We start from the raw sequence: 17,967 nt of genomic DNA, 5'->3' as shown, positions 1-17,967 counted from the left end.
CGACAGCACGGAGCCCTCCATGCACGATTTCTTACGCAACCTTCCTAAAGTAGAGCTGCATTTGCATATCGAAGGCTCTCTGGAACCAGAATTAATGTTTGCCTTGGCGAAGCGTAATGACATTGATTTACCCTATGCCTCGGTGCAAGAAGCCAAAGATGCTTACCATTTCAGCGACCTGCAAGGTTTCCTGAATCTCTATTTCCAAGGCATGAATGTGCTTCGTAATGAAGAGGATTTTTACGACTTGGCGATGGACTATTTCAAGCGTGCGCGGGGAGAGGGCGTAGTGCATATCGACATGCATTTTGACCCCCAAGCACATCTGCAGCGTGGCGTTCCTCTCGAAGTAGTCATGGCTGGATTATTAAAAGCCAAGCAGGAAGCCGAGGAGACACTCGATCTCTCTATCGGCATGATTATGGCTTTTCTACGTGATCGTCCTGCAGATGAGGCATTGCATGTGCTTGAGCAGGCGGCTCCCTATTGGAAAATGCTGGATGCCGTCGGTTTAGATAGCGCTGAGCAAAATAATCCGCCTGCTGAGTTTGTCGAGGTGTTCGAGCGTGCCAAGCAGCTTGGTCTTGTTCGAGTGGCCCATGCAGGAGAGGAAGGCCCTGCAGAATATATTCAAGAAGCCCTGGATCTACTTGATGTTCAACGTATTGATCATGGCGTGCGCTGTTTAGAAAGTGCTGAGGTAGTGGAGCGTTTGCGCAGCGAGCAAATTGTACTAACGGTCTGCCCACTTTCTAACGTGAGCTTAAAGGTGGTAGAGGATCTTCGCGATCATCCGCTTCCTAAGCTGTTGGCTGAAGGGCTCAAAGTGACGATTAGCTCTGACGATCCCGCCTACTTTGGTGGCGGCATGCTGACTAATCACATCGCTTGCGCTGAAGCATTTGGCTGGGACGAGGCAGTGTTTCGTCAGTTAACGCGTAATGCTATTGAAGAAGCCTTTACTACTCAAGAGCGTCGCGAAGAGCTGCTGGCCCGTTTGGTTGCGATATAAAATATTGCCGCCTGGCAATACTGGTCAGGCGGCTGCTTCGTTAAAATAAGTGACTTAAGGCAGTGCGGGGACTTCAAACTCGGGCATTTCGCCGGTGAGTGTGTTCAAAAAAGCAGTTATGTCACCAATAGTGTCATCATCAAACTCTCGCCCCAGCATTTCCTGTCCCATTATGGCGACAGCTTCTTCTAGTGTTTCGGTGGCGCCGTTATTCATATAAGGATAGGTCACCGCCACATTGCGGAGCGTGGGAGTTCTGAAACGGTACTTATCGCTCTCTTCTTCTGTGACAACATAGCGACCTAGGTCGGTTGACCCCGGCACTTGAATCGCATGGAATTGGCTGTCGGTAAAGTTTGAACCACGATGACAAGCGATACAGCCATTATCAACAAAGGCCACCATGCCATCTTTGGCTTGTTCGCTAATTGCTTCTTGATCGCCGTGTAGGTAACGATCAAAAGGTGAGTTGGGTGTGTTGAGTGTGCGTTGGAACGCGGCCAGTGCATGCGCTAGGTTGTCATCGGTGATGGGGTCTTCTTGGTTAGGATACGCTTCATTGAATTTTTCCTGATAAAGCTCGAACCCGACTAACCGATCTAGCGCCATTTCTAAATCCATGGCCATTTCTACTGGTGCTTCAATTGGCCCTAACGCTTGGGCTTCTAAATCAGCAGCTCGGCCATCCCAGAACTGGGATCCCAAAAAACCACTGTTTAGCACGGTAGGGGTGTTACGTTCCCCGATTTGCCCATCATGACCCACCGCTCGCGGTATGCGGTCAGCCCAGCCAAGGGCTGGATTATGGCAAGTGGCGCAACTGATTACACCGCTAGAAGATATACGTGGTTCAAAAAAAAGCATATTACCCAGCTCAATCTTCTCTTCTGTAAGTGAGTTATCTGCTGGAATAGGCGGTAAGTGAGGCAGCGCTTCGAAGCGGTTACGATAGTTTTCCAGTCCGTTCTCTGCGCTTGCCATATTGGTTGTAAGAATAGCACCCGCTATCAGAACAGGTATGACGATAGCTTTTATAGTCATCATTATTTCTCCCTTGCTTTTACGAACGGCGGTTTGAGTCCGCTTATTCTTAAGCTTACGTAAGGGAGGAAATGTTGTTTTGTCTTGGGTCAATGTTTGCGTCTGGGCAGTTTTTGGTGGGTGGGCGTTGATTGGTAGTGATATTTTACTAATAAATATGGACTTCACTGTTGACCTTGCCGGAGATTCGGGTAGTATACGCCACACGTCAACGGGGCACGGCCTTGATGACCAGCTCTTTAACAATTTGATCAGGTAATTCATGTGGGCGCTTGCTGATGTTGGTGGCAAATCACCAAATATCAAGGCAAGCGACTCAAGCAATAAGGTTTTTCGAAACCTGTTTTGAATGAATTCGTTTGAACCTTGAGCCAAGTTTGATCCGCTTTTGCTGCCTTCGGCTAGTCCTTGGGTAAGCGAGTAAGGATCACAATGATTGTAAACTGAAGAGTTTGATCATGGCTCAGATTGAACGCTGGCGGCAGGCCTAACACATGCAAGTCGAGCGGTAACAGATCTAGCTTGCTAGATGCTGACGAGCGGCGGACGGGTGAGTAATGCATAGGAATCTGCCCGATAGTGGGGGATAACCTGGGGAAACCCAGGCTAATACCGCATACGTCCTACGGGAGAAAGGGGGCTCCGGCTCCCGCTATTGGATGAGCCTATGTCGGATTAGCTAGTTGGTGAGGTAAAGGCTCACCAAGGCGACGATCCGTAGCTGGTCTGAGAGGATGATCAGCCACATCGGGACTGAGACACGGCCCGAACTCCTACGGGAGGCAGCAGTGGGGAATATTGGACAATGGGGGCAACCCTGATCCAGCCATGCCGCGTGTGTGAAGAAGGCCCTCGGGTTGTAAAGCACTTTCAGCGAGGAAGAACGCCTGTCGGTTAATACCCGGCAGGAAAGACATCACTCGCAGAAGAAGCACCGGCTAACTCCGTGCCAGCAGCCGCGGTAATACGGAGGGTGCAAGCGTTAATCGGAATTACTGGGCGTAAAGCGCGCGTAGGTGGCTTGATAAGCCGGTTGTGAAAGCCCCGGGCTCAACCTGGGAACGGCATCCGGAACTGTCAGGCTAGAGTGCAGGAGAGGAAGGTAGAATTCCCGGTGTAGCGGTGAAATGCGTAGAGATCGGGAGGAATACCAGTGGCGAAGGCGGCCTTCTGGACTGACACTGACACTGAGGTGCGAAAGCGTGGGTAGCAAACAGGATTAGATACCCTGGTAGTCCACGCCGTAAACGATGTCGACCAGCCGTTGGGTGCCTAGAGCACTTTGTGGCGAAGTTAACGCGATAAGTCGACCGCCTGGGGAGTACGGCCGCAAGGTTAAAACTCAAATGAATTGACGGGGGCCCGCACAAGCGGTGGAGCATGTGGTTTAATTCGATGCAACGCGAAGAACCTTACCTACCCTTGACATCTACAGAAGCCGGAAGAGATTCTGGTGTGCCTTCGGGAACTGTAAGACAGGTGCTGCATGGCTGTCGTCAGCTCGTGTTGTGAAATGTTGGGTTAAGTCCCGTAACGAGCGCAACCCTTGTCCTTATTTGCCAGCGAGTAATGTCGGGAACTCTAAGGAGACTGCCGGTGACAAACCGGAGGAAGGTGGGGACGACGTCAAGTCATCATGGCCCTTACGGGTAGGGCTACACACGTGCTACAATGGCCGGTACAAAGGGCTGCGAGCTCGCGAGAGTCAGCGAATCCCTTAAAGCCGGTCTCAGTCCGGATCGGAGTCTGCAACTCGACTCCGTGAAGTCGGAATCGCTAGTAATCGTGAATCAGAATGTCACGGTGAATACGTTCCCGGGCCTTGTACACACCGCCCGTCACACCATGGGAGTGGACTGCACCAGAAGTGGTTAGCCTAACGCAAGAGGGCGATCACCACGGTGTGGTTCATGACTGGGGTGAAGTCGTAACAAGGTAGCCGTAGGGGAACCTGCGGCTGGATCACCTCCTTAAACGATGCGTCACGCGTCGGTAAGCGTCCACAATGAATTACCTGATCAGATATAGAGCAAACGGTTTAAGCACGATCCCCTCTTGGGTCTGTAGCTCAGTTGGTTAGAGCGCACCCCTGATAAGGGTGAGGTCGGCAGTTCAAGTCTGCCCAGACCCACCAAATTTTATCTATCGCTGCGTTATTTTATGACTCGCATAGCAGGCTATGCTTCGCCATAAAATGCCTTGCGTTAAATAAAATTGGCCAGAGGTGAGTGTGACTAAATGGGGCCATAGCTCAGCTGGGAGAGCGCCTGCCTTGCACGCAGGAGGTCAGCGGTTCGATCCCGCTTGGCTCCACCATTACGTTGCTACGCTGTTTTACCTTAAGTACCGTTTGTGAATGTTTCGTGACCACTGATAAGTCGCTGTGCTGTAACGGTTGTTTTAGTTATCGCCCGCCGCTTTATCACTGTTCATTGAACAGCTGCTCTTTAACAATGTATATCATGCTGACAAGAACACTTCGCAAGAAGTGGTCTTAAATTGTGATACGCGTCAGCGTATCCGGCAAAATGAAACGTGATCATTGCGAGATACCAGACTCCTTCGGGTTATAGGGTCAAGCAATGAAGCGCACACGGTGGATGCCTAGGCAGCCAGAGGCGATGAAAGACGTGGTAGCCTGCGATAAGGCTCGGTGAGGTGGCAACAACCTGTGACCCGGGCATTTCTGAATGGGGAAACCCACCGATCATAAGATCGGTATCGTGCACTGAATACATAGGTGTACGAGGCGAACCAGGGGAACTGAAACATCTAAGTACCCTGAGGAAAAGAAATCAACCGAGATTCCCCTAGTAGCGGCGAGCGAACGGGGACCAGCCCTTAAGCATGTGACTGATTAGGCGAATGCGTTGGGAAGCGCGGCCGTAGCGGGTGATAGCCCCGTAGTCGAAAATCTGATCATGTGAAATCGAGTAGGTCGGGGCACGAGAAACCTTGACTGAAGACGGGGGGACCATCCTCCAAGGCTAAATACTCCTGGCTGACCGATAGTGAACCAGTACCGTGAGGGAAAGGCGAAAAGAACCCCGGAGAGGGGAGTGAAATAGATCCTGAAACCGTGTGCGTACAAGCAGTAGGAGCAGACTTGTTCTGTGACTGCGTACCTTTTGTATAATGGGTCAGCGACTTATATTCAGTGGCGAGGTTAACCGTATAGGGGAGCCGTAGGGAAACCGAGTCTTAACTGGGCGACACAGTCGCTGGATATAGACCCGAAACCGAGCGATCTATCCATGAGCAGGGTGAAGGTTGAGTAACATCAACTGGAGGCCCGAACCAGGATCTGTTGAAAAAGATTTGGATGACTTGTGGATCGGAGTGAAAGGCTAATCAAGCTCGGAGATAGCTGGTTCTCCTCGAAAGCTATTTAGGTAGCGCCTCATGTAGTACCGCCGGGGGTAGAGCACTGTTTCGGCTAGGGGGTCATCCCGACTTACCAACCCGAGGCAAACTCCGAATACCGGTGAGTAACGCGTGGGAGACACACGGCGGGTGCTAACGTCCGTCGTGAAAAGGGAAACAACCCAGACCGTCAGCTAAGGTCCCGAAATCCTGGTTAAGTGGGAAACGATGTGGGAAGGCTCAGACAGCTAGGAGGTTGGCTTAGAAGCAGCCATCCTTTAAAGAAAGCGTAATAGCTCACTAGTCGAGTCGGCCTGCGCGGAAGATGTAACGGGGCTAAACCAGGTACCGAAGCTACGGGTTCATCCTTTTAGGATGAGCGGTAGAGGAGCGTCGTGTACGCCAATGAAGGTGGATTGAGAAGTCTGCTGGAGGTATCACGAGTGCGAATGCTGACATGAGTAACGATAAAGGGAGTGAAAAACTCCCTCGCCGGAAGACCAAGGGTTTCTGTTCGACGCTAATCGGAGCAGAGTGAGTCGGCCCCTAAGGCGAGGCCGAAAGGCGTAGTCGATGGGAAACGGGTCAATATTCCCGTACCGGACATGGTTGCGATGGGGGGACGAAGAAGGCTAGGTGAGCCAGGCGTTGGTTGTCCTGGTGAAAGTGAGTAGGCTGGCGTCTTAGGTAAATCCGGGATGCTTTAAGGCCGAGACACGAAACGAACTGACCACGGTCAGGAAGTCACTGATGCCACGCTTCCAGGAAAAGCCTCTAAGCTTCAGATCATGTGCGACCGTACCCCAAACCGACACAGGTGGTCAGGGAGAGAATCCCAAGGCGCTTGAGAGAACTCGGGTGAAGGAACTAGGCAAAATGGTGCCGTAACTTCGGGAGAAGGCACGCCGGCGTAGGGTGATGAGACTTGCTCTCTAAGCCCGAACCGGTCGAAGATACCAGGTGGCTGCAACTGTTTATTAAAAACACAGCACTCTGCTAACGCGCAAGCGGACGTATAGGGTGTGACGCCTGCCCGGTGCCGGAAGGTTAAATGATGGTGTTAGCCGCAAGGCGAAGCTCTTGATTGAAGCCCCGGTAAACGGCGGCCGTAACTATAACGGTCCTAAGGTAGCGAAATTCCTTGTCGGGTAAGTTCCGACCTGCACGAATGGCGTAATGATGGCCACGCTGTCTCCACCCGAGACTCAGTGAAATTGAAATCGCCGTGAAGATGCGGTGTACCCGCGGCTAGACGGAAAGACCCCGTGAACCTTTACTATAGCTTCACACTGGACGCTGATGTTGCCTGTGTAGGATAGCTGGGAGGCTTTGAACTCTGGACGCCAGTTCGGAGGGAGCCAACCTTGAAATACCAGCCTGGCATCATTGGCGTTCTCACTCAGGTCCGTTATCCGGATCGAGGACAGTGTGTGGTGGGTAGTTTGACTGGGGCGGTCTCCTCCTAAAGAGTAACGGAGGAGCACGAAGGTACCCTCAGCACGGTCGGACATCGTGCATTGAGTGCAAGAGCATAAGGGTGCTTGACTGCGAGACAGACACGTCGAGCAGGTGCGAAAGCAGGTTCTAGTGATCCGGTGGTTCTGTATGGAAGGGCCATCGCTCAACGGATAAAAGGTACTCCGGGGATAACAGGCTGATACCGCCCAAGAGTTCACATCGACGGCGGTGTTTGGCACCTCGATGTCGGCTCATCACATCCTGGGGCTGAAGTCGGTCCCAAGGGTATGGCTGTTCGCCATTTAAAGTGGTACGCGAGCTGGGTTTAGAACGTCGTGAGACAGTTCGGTCCCTATCTGCCGTGGGCGTTGGATGTTTGAGAAGGGCTGCTCCTAGTACGAGAGGACCGGAGTGGACGACCCTCTGGTGTTCCGGTTGTCACGCCAGTGGCATTGCCGGGTAGCTATGGTCGGACGGGATAACCGCTGAAAGCATCTAAGCGGGAAGCCCCCTTCAAGATGAGACATCCCTGAGGCCTAGAGCCTCCTGAAGGGCCCAGCGAGACCAGCTGGTTGATAGGCACGGTGTGGAAGCGCTGCAAGGCGTTGAGCTAACGTGTACTAATGGCCCGTGAGGCTTGACCCTATAACACCCAAGGGGTCTGGTCGCGATGATGACGAAGAAACCGGATACGCAGCGTGTGGCCCAGGCAACAGCCCGGGCGGCAGGCGATGAGACGATCACAATTTAGCAATAGTCAGCATGATGTACATTACCCGTTACGCCTGACGACCATAGCACGCGTGAACCACCTGATCCCTTGCCGAACTCAGCAGTGAAACCGCTTAGCGCCGATGGTAGTGTGGGGTCTCCCCATGCGAGAGTAGGTCATCGTCAGGCACCTATACCGCACACAAAAAACCCAGCCACCCGGCTGGGTTTTTTGTGTGCGTGAAAGAAAATAAGGCATATAAAATCCCAGCCAGTCTCGGCTGGGTTTATATGTGTTTTAATCTCGGCGGTGTTGGCAGATACCGCCTGCCCAGGTTTCATAAATGGCGCGGTCATCGGCCAGCATTATTAGTGCAAACAGTCGCTCGCCAAGGGTAGTACAGCGGCTGATGCGTCTTGCAAGCAGTGTTGTCGACTGAGGGTCGATCACGACAAAATCAGCCTCTAAAGAAGGAGCAAGCTGGCCAATATGGTCATCCAGAGATAGCGCCTTTGCATTACCCATGGTTAAACCATAGAAACCTTGCCATGCGGTAAGGGGTTGCCCTCCTAGCTGACCCACTTGATAAGCGGCTTTCAGCGTTCCAAACCCTGACAAATCGGTACCTGCGCCGATATCACTGGCAAAAGTAAATGCCATACCCGTCTGTTTAGCAGCTTCACGGTCAAATAACCCACTGCCTAGGAAGAGATTGGAGCTGGGACAAAAGGCAATGTTGGCACCTCTATCTGCCAAGCGCTTACGCATACCGTTATCAAGATGGATGCCATGCGCGAAGGTGCTGCGGGGGCCGACAAGGCCTGCTTCTTCGTAAACTGATAAATAGTCACGGCTACCGGGAAATAATTCGGCTACCCAATCCAGTTCACCGCTGTTTTCAGCCAAATGTGTCTGTAGCCAAAGGCTAGGATCATTGTGGAGAAGAGCGCCAGCGGCGTCCATTTGCGTTTTGGTCGATGTAGGCGCAAATCGAGGCGTTACGCTGTAACCTAGTCGGCTCTTGCCGTGCCAATCTTCAATAAGTCGTTCACTATCGGCAATGCCCGTCGCTCCATCCAGCAGCGCCTCTGGTGCATTACGATCCATCAATACCTTGCCAGCCAGCATACGCAAATGCCGTTTATGACAAGCAGAGAAGAAGGCATCCATGGAGCCAGGATGGCTAGAGCCAAACACTTGAGCTGTGGTGGTACCTGCTCGCAACATTTCATCTAAAAATGCATTTGATAGCGCTTCTGCATGGTCATGATTGGCAAAACGGCACTCTTCAGGAAAGGTATAGTCGTTCAACCAGTCAAGCAGCTGACGACCGTATGAAGCCATGATATCCAACTGGACATAGTGCACGTGGGTATCGATAAACCCTGGCATAATCAGTTTGTCGCGATAATCGAGAACGTCAGCACCTTTAGGTAGTGAAGGTGAGAGTTCGGAGAAATGGCCGACGGCATGAATATGCTGGCCTTTCAACCAAAGCAATCCGTCGCCGTAATGCTCTAAACTGCCCGGTTCGGGCGTATCGCCATCACCAGGGTTGCGGGCAAAACTTATCAATTCGGCACGAATAAACGTATTGGTAGAAGAGTTCATATTAACTCGTGATTGTCGGGGAGTCGGTCATTAGCGTTCGAAGTGCCTGGGAGTCCAGACCGCGGTTTTCTTGAGAAGAGGGCGTGTCGGTTAGCCAAAGCAGTTCAGTCACCACCGTTAGCGCAATGGCGTAGGGCGTTTTATTACTCAGTTTAGTGGCGTGAACGTGTCCGATGGGGCTTCGCACGCGCAAAATTTGTTCGGAAGAGTAACCATCGCGCTTAAGGCGTCCTTGAAAGCTTGCCCATTTGCTGTCAGAGCCAATCAGTCCAATCGACGATATATCATCGCGTTCGATCAGCGCGGCGACTAGAGCATAGTCTTCGTCATGGTTGTGTGTTAATACCAGCGCATGGGTATCTGCAGGCAAGGCGGCAACACTTTGCTGTGCATCTTGATGGGGGTAGCAACTCAGTCGCGGCTGTTGCTGATAGTGTCCGGCAAACGCACCACGACGGCTATCGTACCAATGCAACTGCCAAGGGAGCGGGGCGCTTAGCTTTACAATTTCCTGGCCCACATGACCTGCACCAAATATTGCCAGGTGCGATTCCGCGCCAGGGAAAGCCTCCAGCAATATATTCACAAAGCCGCCGCAGCACTGCCCGCTTCGTCCACCCAAAGAGAAAGCTTCTAAGCTGAGTCCATAGCGCTGCTCTGCTAAGCGTGCTCGTGCTGCGGCAATGGTTTGCCACTCAAATGTACCGCCTCCCAGTGTATCGAAGATAGCGTCGGCGGTGATGACCATACGTGCACCAGGCTCGCGGGGGGTAGAGCCAGCACTCGTCACCTGTGTGGCTAAAACATGCGGCGTGCCGTCGCGCTGTAAGCGGTGCAGCGCTGCATGCCAGGTGCCAGAAGCCAGCATATCATTCACAGCGCTTTCTCCCTGATGGCATTGGCTGCCAGCATGACCCGCTCAGGGGTAGCAGGCGTATCTAAGTGGGGGGAGACTGTATAGTTGGTTAGACTAGATAGCGCATCCCTTAGCGCCGACCATACGCTGATACCTGACATAAACGGAGGCTCGCCGACCGCTTTGGAGCGATAGAGGCTCGCCATGGAGTTGGGGTGACCCTCAAGTAGTGCGACGTTGAAAGTAGGGGGCAAATCACCATAGGTGGGTATTTTGTAGGTCGCTGGACCATCACTGATCAGGGCGCCTTTATCGTTCCATTTAAGTTCTTCACTGGTTAACCAGCCCATACCCTGAATGAAGCCACCTTCTACTTGGCCAATATCAATGGCTGGATTTAGTGAGTCACCCACATCGTGCAAAATGTCGACGCGGTCTATTAAATACTCGCCGCTTAAGGTGTCCACGCTCACTTCAGCCACTGCCGCGCCAAAAGCGTAGTAATAAAAGGGGCGCCCTTGACCGATTGAGCGATCATAGTGAATGAGCGGTGTGGCGTAGAAGCCTTTTTCCGATAGCGAAACGCGATTGAGATAGGCTGTTTGTACCAATTCACCCCAAGGAACTCGGCGTTCACTCTCGGCGATCCCTGCTACCAGCATGCCATCCTCTAAGCGCATACCTTCACGATCCAACCCCTCAGTGAAATGCTCTGCAGCAAAGTCGAATAAACGTTCACGCAGCTTTCCCGCTGCATCCCGCGCCGCCATACCATTCAAGTCAGCACCGCTAGAAGCCGCGGTAGGTGAGGTATTGGGCACTTTATCGGTTCGCGTAGCGGTAATGCGTACTTTATCCAGATCCAGACCCAACTCGCGAGCCACAACCTGACAAATTTTAGTATGTAGCCCTTGGCCCATCTCGGTACCGCCGTGATTGATCATCACGCTGCCGTCGGTGTAAACATGCAGAAGGGCGCCCGCCTGGTTAAGATGCTGGGCGGTAAACGAAATGCCAAATTTAACCGGAGTAAGTGCCAGCCCTTTCTTAATAACAGGGCTAGTGACGTTGAAGTCGCTCACCGCTTTGCGGCGTGCCCAGTACTCACTATCGCTTTCAAGTGTTTCAACGAGTGTATGCAGTAGTTGCCGCTGATCGACCTGCTGGCCATAGTGGGTAACCTCGCGACCATCGCGGTAGAAATTGCGCTTACGAATAGTCAGCGGGTCTTCACCAATCTTGCGGGCAATATCGTCCATGGCCGCTTCGATAATCATCATTCCCTGAGGGCCACCGAAGCCCCGAAAAGCTGTATTGGACGCGGTATGCGTTTTTGCACGATGACCCGTGACCTGCGCTTCGCCTAACGAGTAGGCATTGTCGGCATGAAACATAGCGCGATCAACGATGGCATCGGAAAGGTCAGGCGAATAACCACAATCACCGATCACGGTGATCTCGCCACCTTGAAGCACGCCCTGAGAGTCAATAGCTAACCGATAGCGATTATGAAAAGGGTGGCGTTTGCCTGTTGCGCGCATATCTTCGCTGCGAGGTAAACGGAGTCGAACCGTTTTACCCGTGCGGCGGGCAATAATGGCAGCGATGCATGCCCAGGGAGAAGCCTGCGTCTCTTTGCCCCCAAAGCCACCGCCCATTCGCCGTACTTCTACCGTCACCGCATGAAAGGGAATATCAAGCACCTCCGCCACCAGCTTCTGGGTTTCGCTGGGGTGTTGGTTGGAAGTATGGACAATAACGCCTTCATCTTCGGTGGGATGAACCACGCACGCCTGGCCTTCCAGATAGAAGTGCTCTTGACCACCGACGAATAGCTCTCCCTCTATTATCTGTTCCGCTTGATCAAGCGCCTGTTGCCAATTACCACGTGTCTGTACATGTGTAGGGCGCACAAATTCTTCGCGCTCGGTCGCAGCCACCGGGTCTAAACTGGCGGGCTGCTCGTCAATACTGACAGCGGCCAACTTGACAGCGCGGCGTGCAGCTTGCAGTGAGGTTGCTGCAACGGCGAAGAGGCATTGGCCTGCGTAGCTAATCTCTTGGTCGACAAAAATAGGATCGCCCGGAAAAACAGGGCCGATATCGGTATGCCCCGGTACCTCATGAAAGGTAATCACGTCGACCACACCAGGCGCCTCTTTCACTCTGCTGAGATCAAGCTGCGTTAAGGTGCCGTGTGCAATGGGCGATAGGCCTAGCGCAACATGCAGGGCGTCGGCAGGCAGTACCAAATCATCAATATAAGCGGCTTTGCCGGTAACGTGTTTTTTGGCGCTCTCGTGAAAGCTTGAGCTACCTGCTTGACGCCGACCAGTGCTATCGATCGTATGGCGTGCCAAAGGGCCAGACCCCTGGATATGATCATGTAAATCACGGCGGGCACGGCTGCTGTCGCCGTCCAGTTTAGTGAGCGTACGCATGGAGCATCACCTCGCGGTCGGGCGCTGAAAGAGAAAGATAGAGGCGTTCAAACAGGTTTTTGGCGGCTTGCTGGCGATAATGCTGACTGCCACGCACATCACTCATGGGTTGGAAGTCCTCATCGAGTGACAGCTGAGCGGCGCGAAAAGCGTCTGCAGTAATGGCGCTACCTTCCAGTGTTGCTTCCGCTGCTTGCGCGCGCTTGGGAGTGGCCGCCATGCCGCCAAAAGCGATTCGTACATCGTGCAAGACACCTTGCTCAATGCGGTAGCTAAAAGCGCCGAGCACTGCGGAAATATCGTCTTCCCGGCGCTTGGAAAGTTTCCAGACGCGCAGATGGCTGCTTTCAATTGCCTGGGGAATAAAAATTCGTGAAACGACCTCATCGGCCGCCATAGCTGTCTGTTTATAACCCAGAAAGAAGTGTTCCAGCGCTAAGCAACGGCTACCTTTTATGCTGGCAAGTTCTACCTGGGCCCCTAAGGCAAGTAGCACAGGGGGCGTATCGCCAATAGGAGAAGCATTGGCAATATTGCCACCTAGCGTTCCCCGGTTCCGGATCTGCTGAGAGCCCAATCGGTGCAGCAGGTGAGCAAAGGCGGGGAAGTGCGCTTCAAACAGTGGCTCAAGCTGAGTATAGGTGACCCCGGCGCCAATCCACCAGCCAGGTTGCCCTTCAAATGTTGTCGCATCTACTGTTAACAGCTCGGCAACGCGAGAAACATCGATCAACTGATCAAGCGAAGCCAAGCGCTGAGTGCTTTCCAACCAAAGGTCTGTGCCTCCTGCCACCAAGCGTGCTTGAGGGGCTTCTTGGCGCAGCCGTGTTAGGGCTGCCAAGGAGAGGGGCTGGGCAAAAAAAGGTGTTTTCGCTGTAGGGTCTGTTATTTCAGCATCATTTTCTGACGTTGACAGCGCCGCGTCTTGCCATTGGGGGCGCTCATAGGGCATATCATTCATTCGCAGCGCAGCATCCCGGATAGGGCGATAGCCCGTGCAACGGCACAAGTTGCCACCCAGGGCTGCTTCTAGGCGTTCTGGGGTTAGCGGAGCAGGCCGCTGGGTAAGGTCGTTATGCAGTGTGAAAAGCGACATAACAATACCCGGCGTGCAAAAACCACACTGGCTTCCATGGCATTCGATCATCGCTTCCTGGGCTGGGTGCAGACGTCCTTCTTTAGCTAGCCCTTCAATGGTGACTAAATGCCTACCCTGAAGTTGATGAGCTGGTGTGATGCAGGCGTTGGCACTGGTAAACGTGTGGGTGTCAGCGTTTTGCTCGCCAATGGCTACGGTACAAGCACCGCAGTCACCCGATGCGCAGCCCTCTTTGGTGCCTGTTAACGCCAAATGCTCGCGTAATAAGGTTAAAATGCTCGTATTCGGTGAAACCTCACACTGGTGGGGGGCACCATTGAGCAGGAACGCAATCGTTGCCATGCCAAACTCCACTGTTGTTGTATAGACCGGGATTGTGCTGACCGATCGGTCAATATAAGTTGAGCTTGAGACAAAATGGTCTGCCTTGCAAGTATTTGATCGCTGCACGGGAGTGGGGCAAGCTTGTGCGAAATGCCTCTGTTTGGGGCAATAAGCCTACCCTCCGACGCTTATTAAGGGACACTGTAAATGACCGCTGTATCCGTCACTCATGAAAGCCCCAGCCGTGAAAAAGTTGAGACAAATATTCTGATGGCTGCTGAGGAAGTGTTTTCTCAGCACGGTTACCGCGGAGCGAGCTTGCAAATGATCGCTGATCGGGCCGGTCTCCCCAAAGCTAATATTTTGTACTACATGGGAAGTAAGCAGACGCTTTATGTCCGACTGCTTAACCGCATGATGCATCGCTGGAACAAGGTGCTTGAAGATATTACCCCGGAGAGCGATCCGGCGACTGTGCTGAGTGATTTTATCCGCGCCAAAATGGTGCTTGGTCAGCGCTATCCCGAAGGCTCAAAACTATTTGCAGCGGAAATTTTAGCAGGCGCTCCCTTCTTGAGTGACTATCTGGCCGGTGAACTGCGTGAGTGGGTGGCTTCTCGTGCCGCGATCATTCAACAGTGGTCTGCGCAAGGTAAAATGGACGCCGTCGACCCCAAGTGGCTAATCTTCTTAATTTGGTCTGCTACCCAGCACTACACTGAATATAGCGCTCAGGTAAGCGGTATTCTAGGCCGAGATGCATTAACTGAAGAGGATATTGAATCAATTTCAGCCTTTCTTGAGCACGTTATCCTAAAAGGGTGCGGAATCACTCAGGCGAGTACAAACGCTCACTTGGTGGAAAAGTGAGAGCTAAATGAGCGATTTGCCGATTGATCAGCATCTTAATCATATTAAAAACGTCCTGGTTACCAGCAACCGTCTGATGCTGATTGCCCAGCCAGGCGCTGGCAAAACTACCCGTGTCCCGCTTGCTCTGCTTACGGCCGATTGGGCAAAAGGGCAGAAGCTGCTTTTGCTAGAGCCACGGCGGGTCGCCGCGCGATTGGCGGCTAACTATATGGCTCAGCAGTTAGGCGAAAAGGTCGGTCAGACAGTGGGCTATCGCATGCGCGGTGATAGCTGTGTTAGCGCGCAAACTCGTTTAGAAGTCGTTACTCAAGGGGTGCTTACTCGCATGCTGCAGGATGACCCGCTACTGGAAGGCGTGGCCGGGATCATCTTTGATGAATTCCATGAGCGAAGTTTAGACGCCGATGTAGGGTTGGCGCTTACGCTGGATGTGCAAAGCAGTATTCGTGACGATTTACGCCTGCTGGTAATGTCGGCAACGCTGGATATCAAGGCGCTCAGGCGAGTGTTAGGGGAGCAGGTACCCACCATCGATTGTCATGGTCGTCAGTATCCGGTGACAACGCTGTATCGTCCTTCCTTAAATAGCAAAGAGAGTGTTAGCCATGCTCTGCGCGTAGTCAATGAAGCGCTTTTAATGCCTGATACGCAGGATGTATTAGTGATCTTGCCGGGCGTGGCCGAGATAAATCGGCTAGTACAAGCGTTGGAAAGGGCGCTACCAGACCTCGAGATACGACCGCTGCACGGTAGGATGAGTATCGCGCAGCAACAAGCGGCATTAGCAGCAAACACTTCACAACAGCGTATTATTGTCTCCACTGCGATTACCGAATCTAGCATTACGGTGGATGGCGTCAATGTAGTGATTGACGGTGGCTTAGAGCGAGTGCCGCTTTTTCAGTCGCGCACGGGCCTAACGTGGTTAACCACACGACGAATCAACCGTGCTAGCGCCGACCAGCGGCGGGGTCGCGCAGGTCGGCAACGGGAGGGCTTCTGTTTTCGGCTCTGGGCTCAAGAGCAGCCGTTAACCGCTTACGGTGAACCAGAAATTCAGCAAGCGGAACTCTCATCGCTGGTGCTTGAACTGGCGTGTTGGGGGGTTGCGTCGCCCCATGAGCTGAGTTGGGTGACGCCGCCGCCAGAAAGTGCTTGGCGCAGTGGTCAAGCGCTTTTAGTGCAGCTTGGTATATTAGACGAGCAACACAGGCTAACCCCCTTGGGCAGTCGCTGTGCCCAATGGCCAGTCGAACCGCGAATAGCAGTGATGCTGGAGCGTGCTGCAGAATTCAATGCTGTTCCCCTGGCTTGTGGGCTAGCAGCCCTACTGGAGGAGCGTGACAGCTCAGAGCGCTCGCTGCATGATGCGTTAGCACTCCGGCTCAGTCAGCCTAAACGTTTTCCTCAGTGGCAGCGCGAAGCCTTTAGGCTTGCAAGGAAAGCAGGGGTCGGGCTTGATGAGGCCATGTTGCAACCGCTTGGGCCGCTTTTGGCGCTGGCATACCCTGAGCGCATCGGACAGTTAATAGAGCCTGGTAAGTTTCGACTGGCCAATGGCAAAACCGCTACGCTGCCGTTAAATGATCCCTTGGCACATCAATCTTTTTTAGTGGCCGCCGTGTTAAACAGCGCAGCAGGTGACCAAACGCGCATTATTGCTGGTGAACAATTATCCGTTGCTTCACTGCTCTCTCTATATCCTGTGATTAGCCTCTGGCAGCCGCGCGTAACATGGTCGCAAGAGCAGGGCCGTTTAATCGGTGAAGAGGTGCAGGCGCACGCTACCCTTATTATTGCCAAACGGCCATTGGCGCATTTACCGGAAGAAGCCGTAAAAGATGCACTATTGAATGCTTTACGTCAGCAGCCCAGGCAGTTGTTTGGCAAGAAAATTCAACAGTTGCTCGGGCGCATGGCACTGTTACGCGCCAACGTGGGGGAGCAATGGCCCGATTGGTCAGAGCAGGCACTGCTAGCCACCTTAGAGATCTGGTTAGCTCCCTACTTGATCGGTGTAAATCGACTGAGCGAAATTGAAGCATTGCCTGTAGAACGCTACTTGCTTGATTCACTCACCTGGGAGCAGAAAAGTGAGTTTGATCAATTGGCACCTCAAGCGCTTAAAGTACCCAGTGGGAAAGTAATTATGTTGGATTATGTGCCTTGCCTTTCCCAATGCCCACCCGTTTTAGCTATGAAGCTGCAAGAGGCCTTTGGTTGGCAGGTAACCCCTACCGTCGTTAATGGCGGCGTTGCCGTAATGATTCATCTGCTTTCACCCGCGCGTAGGCCGCTACAAGTCACCCAAGATTTAATGAGTTTCTGGCAAAATGGCTACCCAGAGGTACGTAAAGAAATGCGCGGTCGCTACCCTCGGCATCCTTGGCCAGAAGACCCTTTGACCGCAACGGCGACTGCGCATACCAAACGGAAGATGGATAAATAGTCTGACCGTCTTTTGCCGTCATGCTTATTCGCTGCGCTTTTCTGGGATCTCGTTCGGAATACGATAGCGTACCCCTTCTACCTGTTCTTCTTCGTAGCGTTTATTTTCTTCTTCTGGCACCACACCGATTACGGTTTCCTGTGAGCCGTCGGGCCAGGTATACGTCGTACAACCTGTTAGCAGCAGTAATGGGAAAATAGCCAATAGGCTTTTAGCTGGTAGGCTTGGAAGGTGCTTGAACATTAGTCACTCCATTGGGTGGCGCTTGATCCTGGGGGAAATTAGTATCGCATAATCGGAACTATAGATTGCCATTTACCTGCCTGTAAATGCTTAGATTTTTTCCGTTTATCCAAACGTAATACCTTTGTCTGTCTATGATAATGAATGTTAACCATGAATCCTCAATGTGCGTTGTCACACCAGCCCTAATCGGAGGTTTTATGTGGTCAGTGGTGAAGTCAGTATTAGCGGCCTTACTTGGGGTCCAGAGTAACCAAAAGCGACAGGAAGACTTTAGTAGTGGCAAGCCTGCAGCGTACATTGTTACTGGGATAGTCATTACATTGCTGTTCGTTTTGGTGCTTATCGTTTTGGCAACGTTTGCTGCCCGCTGAAAAGCGTTGATAGCGTTAAGTAAGCAAAGCGTGACGAATGGCACATATTTTCTATACTGCTAATATCTCATTTAGTTCTGCCCTCATCTAAAGGCAGGAGATAACAACAAT

At 52.6% G+C, this 17,967-nt stretch carries 10 protein-coding genes, 2 tRNA genes and 3 rRNA genes; 9 read left to right on the top strand and 6 right to left on the bottom strand.

The features are described 5' to 3' along the window. Positions 1-19 precede the first annotated feature (19 nt). Positions 20-1,012, top strand: coding sequence for an adenosine deaminase (locus ACWI0H_RS11985; protein ID WP_101145401.1), 993 nt, complete (start codon positions 20-22; stop codon positions 1,010-1,012). Positions 1,013-1,066: 54 nt separating this feature from the next. Here ACWI0H_RS11985 and ACWI0H_RS11980 read toward each other — a convergent pair whose 3' ends face one another. Continuing rightward, positions 1,067-2,428: a cytochrome-c peroxidase gene (locus ACWI0H_RS11980; RefSeq protein ID WP_336270376.1), complete on the bottom strand. Its 1,362-nt coding sequence runs from the start codon at positions 2,426-2,428 to the stop codon at positions 1,067-1,069. Between the two features lie 65 nt (positions 2,429-2,493). Here ACWI0H_RS11980 and ACWI0H_RS11975 point away from each other — a divergent pair. From ACWI0H_RS11975 to rrf, 5 genes are all read left to right on the top strand, one after another. Further along, positions 2,494-4,026 (top strand): 16S ribosomal RNA (locus ACWI0H_RS11975). Between the two features lie 84 nt (positions 4,027-4,110). Beyond that, positions 4,111-4,187 (top strand) — tRNA-Ile (locus tag ACWI0H_RS11970). Between the two features lie 106 nt (positions 4,188-4,293). After that, positions 4,294-4,369, top strand: a tRNA-Ala gene (locus tag ACWI0H_RS11965). 257 nt (positions 4,370-4,626) lie between these two features. Next, positions 4,627-7,519, top strand: a 23S ribosomal RNA gene (locus tag ACWI0H_RS11960). Between the two features lie 139 nt (positions 7,520-7,658). After that, positions 7,659-7,774: ribosomal RNA gene (gene rrf, locus ACWI0H_RS11955) — 5S ribosomal RNA — on the top strand. The 16S, 23S and 5S rRNA genes sit together here with 2 tRNA genes alongside, the layout of an rRNA operon. Before the next feature lie 109 nt (positions 7,775-7,883). On the opposite strand, the gene guaD is transcribed toward rrf, so the two are convergent. Genes guaD through xdhA form a run of 4 tightly spaced genes read right to left on the bottom strand, consistent with a single transcriptional unit; the run spans position 7,884 to position 13,935 of the window. After that, positions 7,884-9,197, bottom strand: coding sequence for a guanine deaminase (gene guaD / locus ACWI0H_RS11950; protein ID WP_485873558.1), 1,314 nt, complete (start codon positions 9,195-9,197; stop codon positions 7,884-7,886). 1 nt (position 9,198) lies between these two features. Next, complete coding sequence (xdhC, locus tag ACWI0H_RS11945; RefSeq protein ID WP_485876214.1) at positions 9,199-10,065, bottom strand: xanthine dehydrogenase accessory protein XdhC; 867 nt, start codon at positions 10,063-10,065, stop codon at positions 9,199-9,201. A gap of 5 nt (positions 10,066-10,070) precedes the next feature. Beyond that, positions 10,071-12,494: a xanthine dehydrogenase molybdopterin binding subunit gene (gene xdhB, locus ACWI0H_RS11940; protein ID WP_485873557.1), complete on the bottom strand. Its 2,424-nt coding sequence runs from the start codon at positions 12,492-12,494 to the stop codon at positions 10,071-10,073. Continuing rightward, a complete protein-coding gene (gene xdhA / locus ACWI0H_RS11935; protein ID WP_485873556.1) occupies positions 12,478-13,935 on the bottom strand; it encodes a xanthine dehydrogenase small subunit in 1,458 nt (485 codons plus the stop codon). Before xdhA ends, xdhB begins: the two co-directional genes overlap by 17 nt. A gap of 189 nt (positions 13,936-14,124) precedes the next feature. Here xdhA and ACWI0H_RS11930 point away from each other — a divergent pair, with 189 nt between their 5' ends. Together ACWI0H_RS11930 and hrpB are read left to right on the top strand one after the other, a co-directional pair. Next, positions 14,125-14,787 (top strand): TetR family transcriptional regulator C-terminal domain-containing protein, encoded by a 663-nt coding sequence (locus ACWI0H_RS11930; RefSeq protein WP_485873555.1) that lies wholly within the window; start codon positions 14,125-14,127, stop codon positions 14,785-14,787. 7 nt (positions 14,788-14,794) lie between these two features. Then, a complete protein-coding gene (gene hrpB / locus ACWI0H_RS11925; protein WP_485873554.1) occupies positions 14,795-17,239 on the top strand; it encodes an ATP-dependent helicase HrpB in 2,445 nt (814 codons plus the stop codon). A 24-nt stretch (positions 17,240-17,263) separates the two neighbouring features. On the opposite strand, the gene ACWI0H_RS11920 is transcribed toward hrpB, so the two are convergent. Continuing rightward, on the bottom strand, positions 17,264-17,482 hold the full coding sequence (locus ACWI0H_RS11920; protein WP_008957484.1) for a hypothetical protein: 219 nt from the start codon (positions 17,480-17,482) through the stop codon (positions 17,264-17,266). A gap of 134 nt (positions 17,483-17,616) precedes the next feature. On the opposite strand from ACWI0H_RS11920, the gene ACWI0H_RS11915 reads away from it, so the two are divergent. Further along, on the top strand, positions 17,617-17,856 hold the full coding sequence (locus ACWI0H_RS11915) for a DUF2970 domain-containing protein (protein ID WP_332870658.1): 240 nt from the start codon (positions 17,617-17,619) through the stop codon (positions 17,854-17,856). The last annotated feature ends 111 nt before the right edge of the window (positions 17,857-17,967 follow it).

It is taken from the genome of Halomonas sp. NYA30, assembly GCF_976980765.1.
Note: the sequence above shows the minus strand (reverse complement) of the source record. Positions and strands in the feature narration are given on the sequence as shown.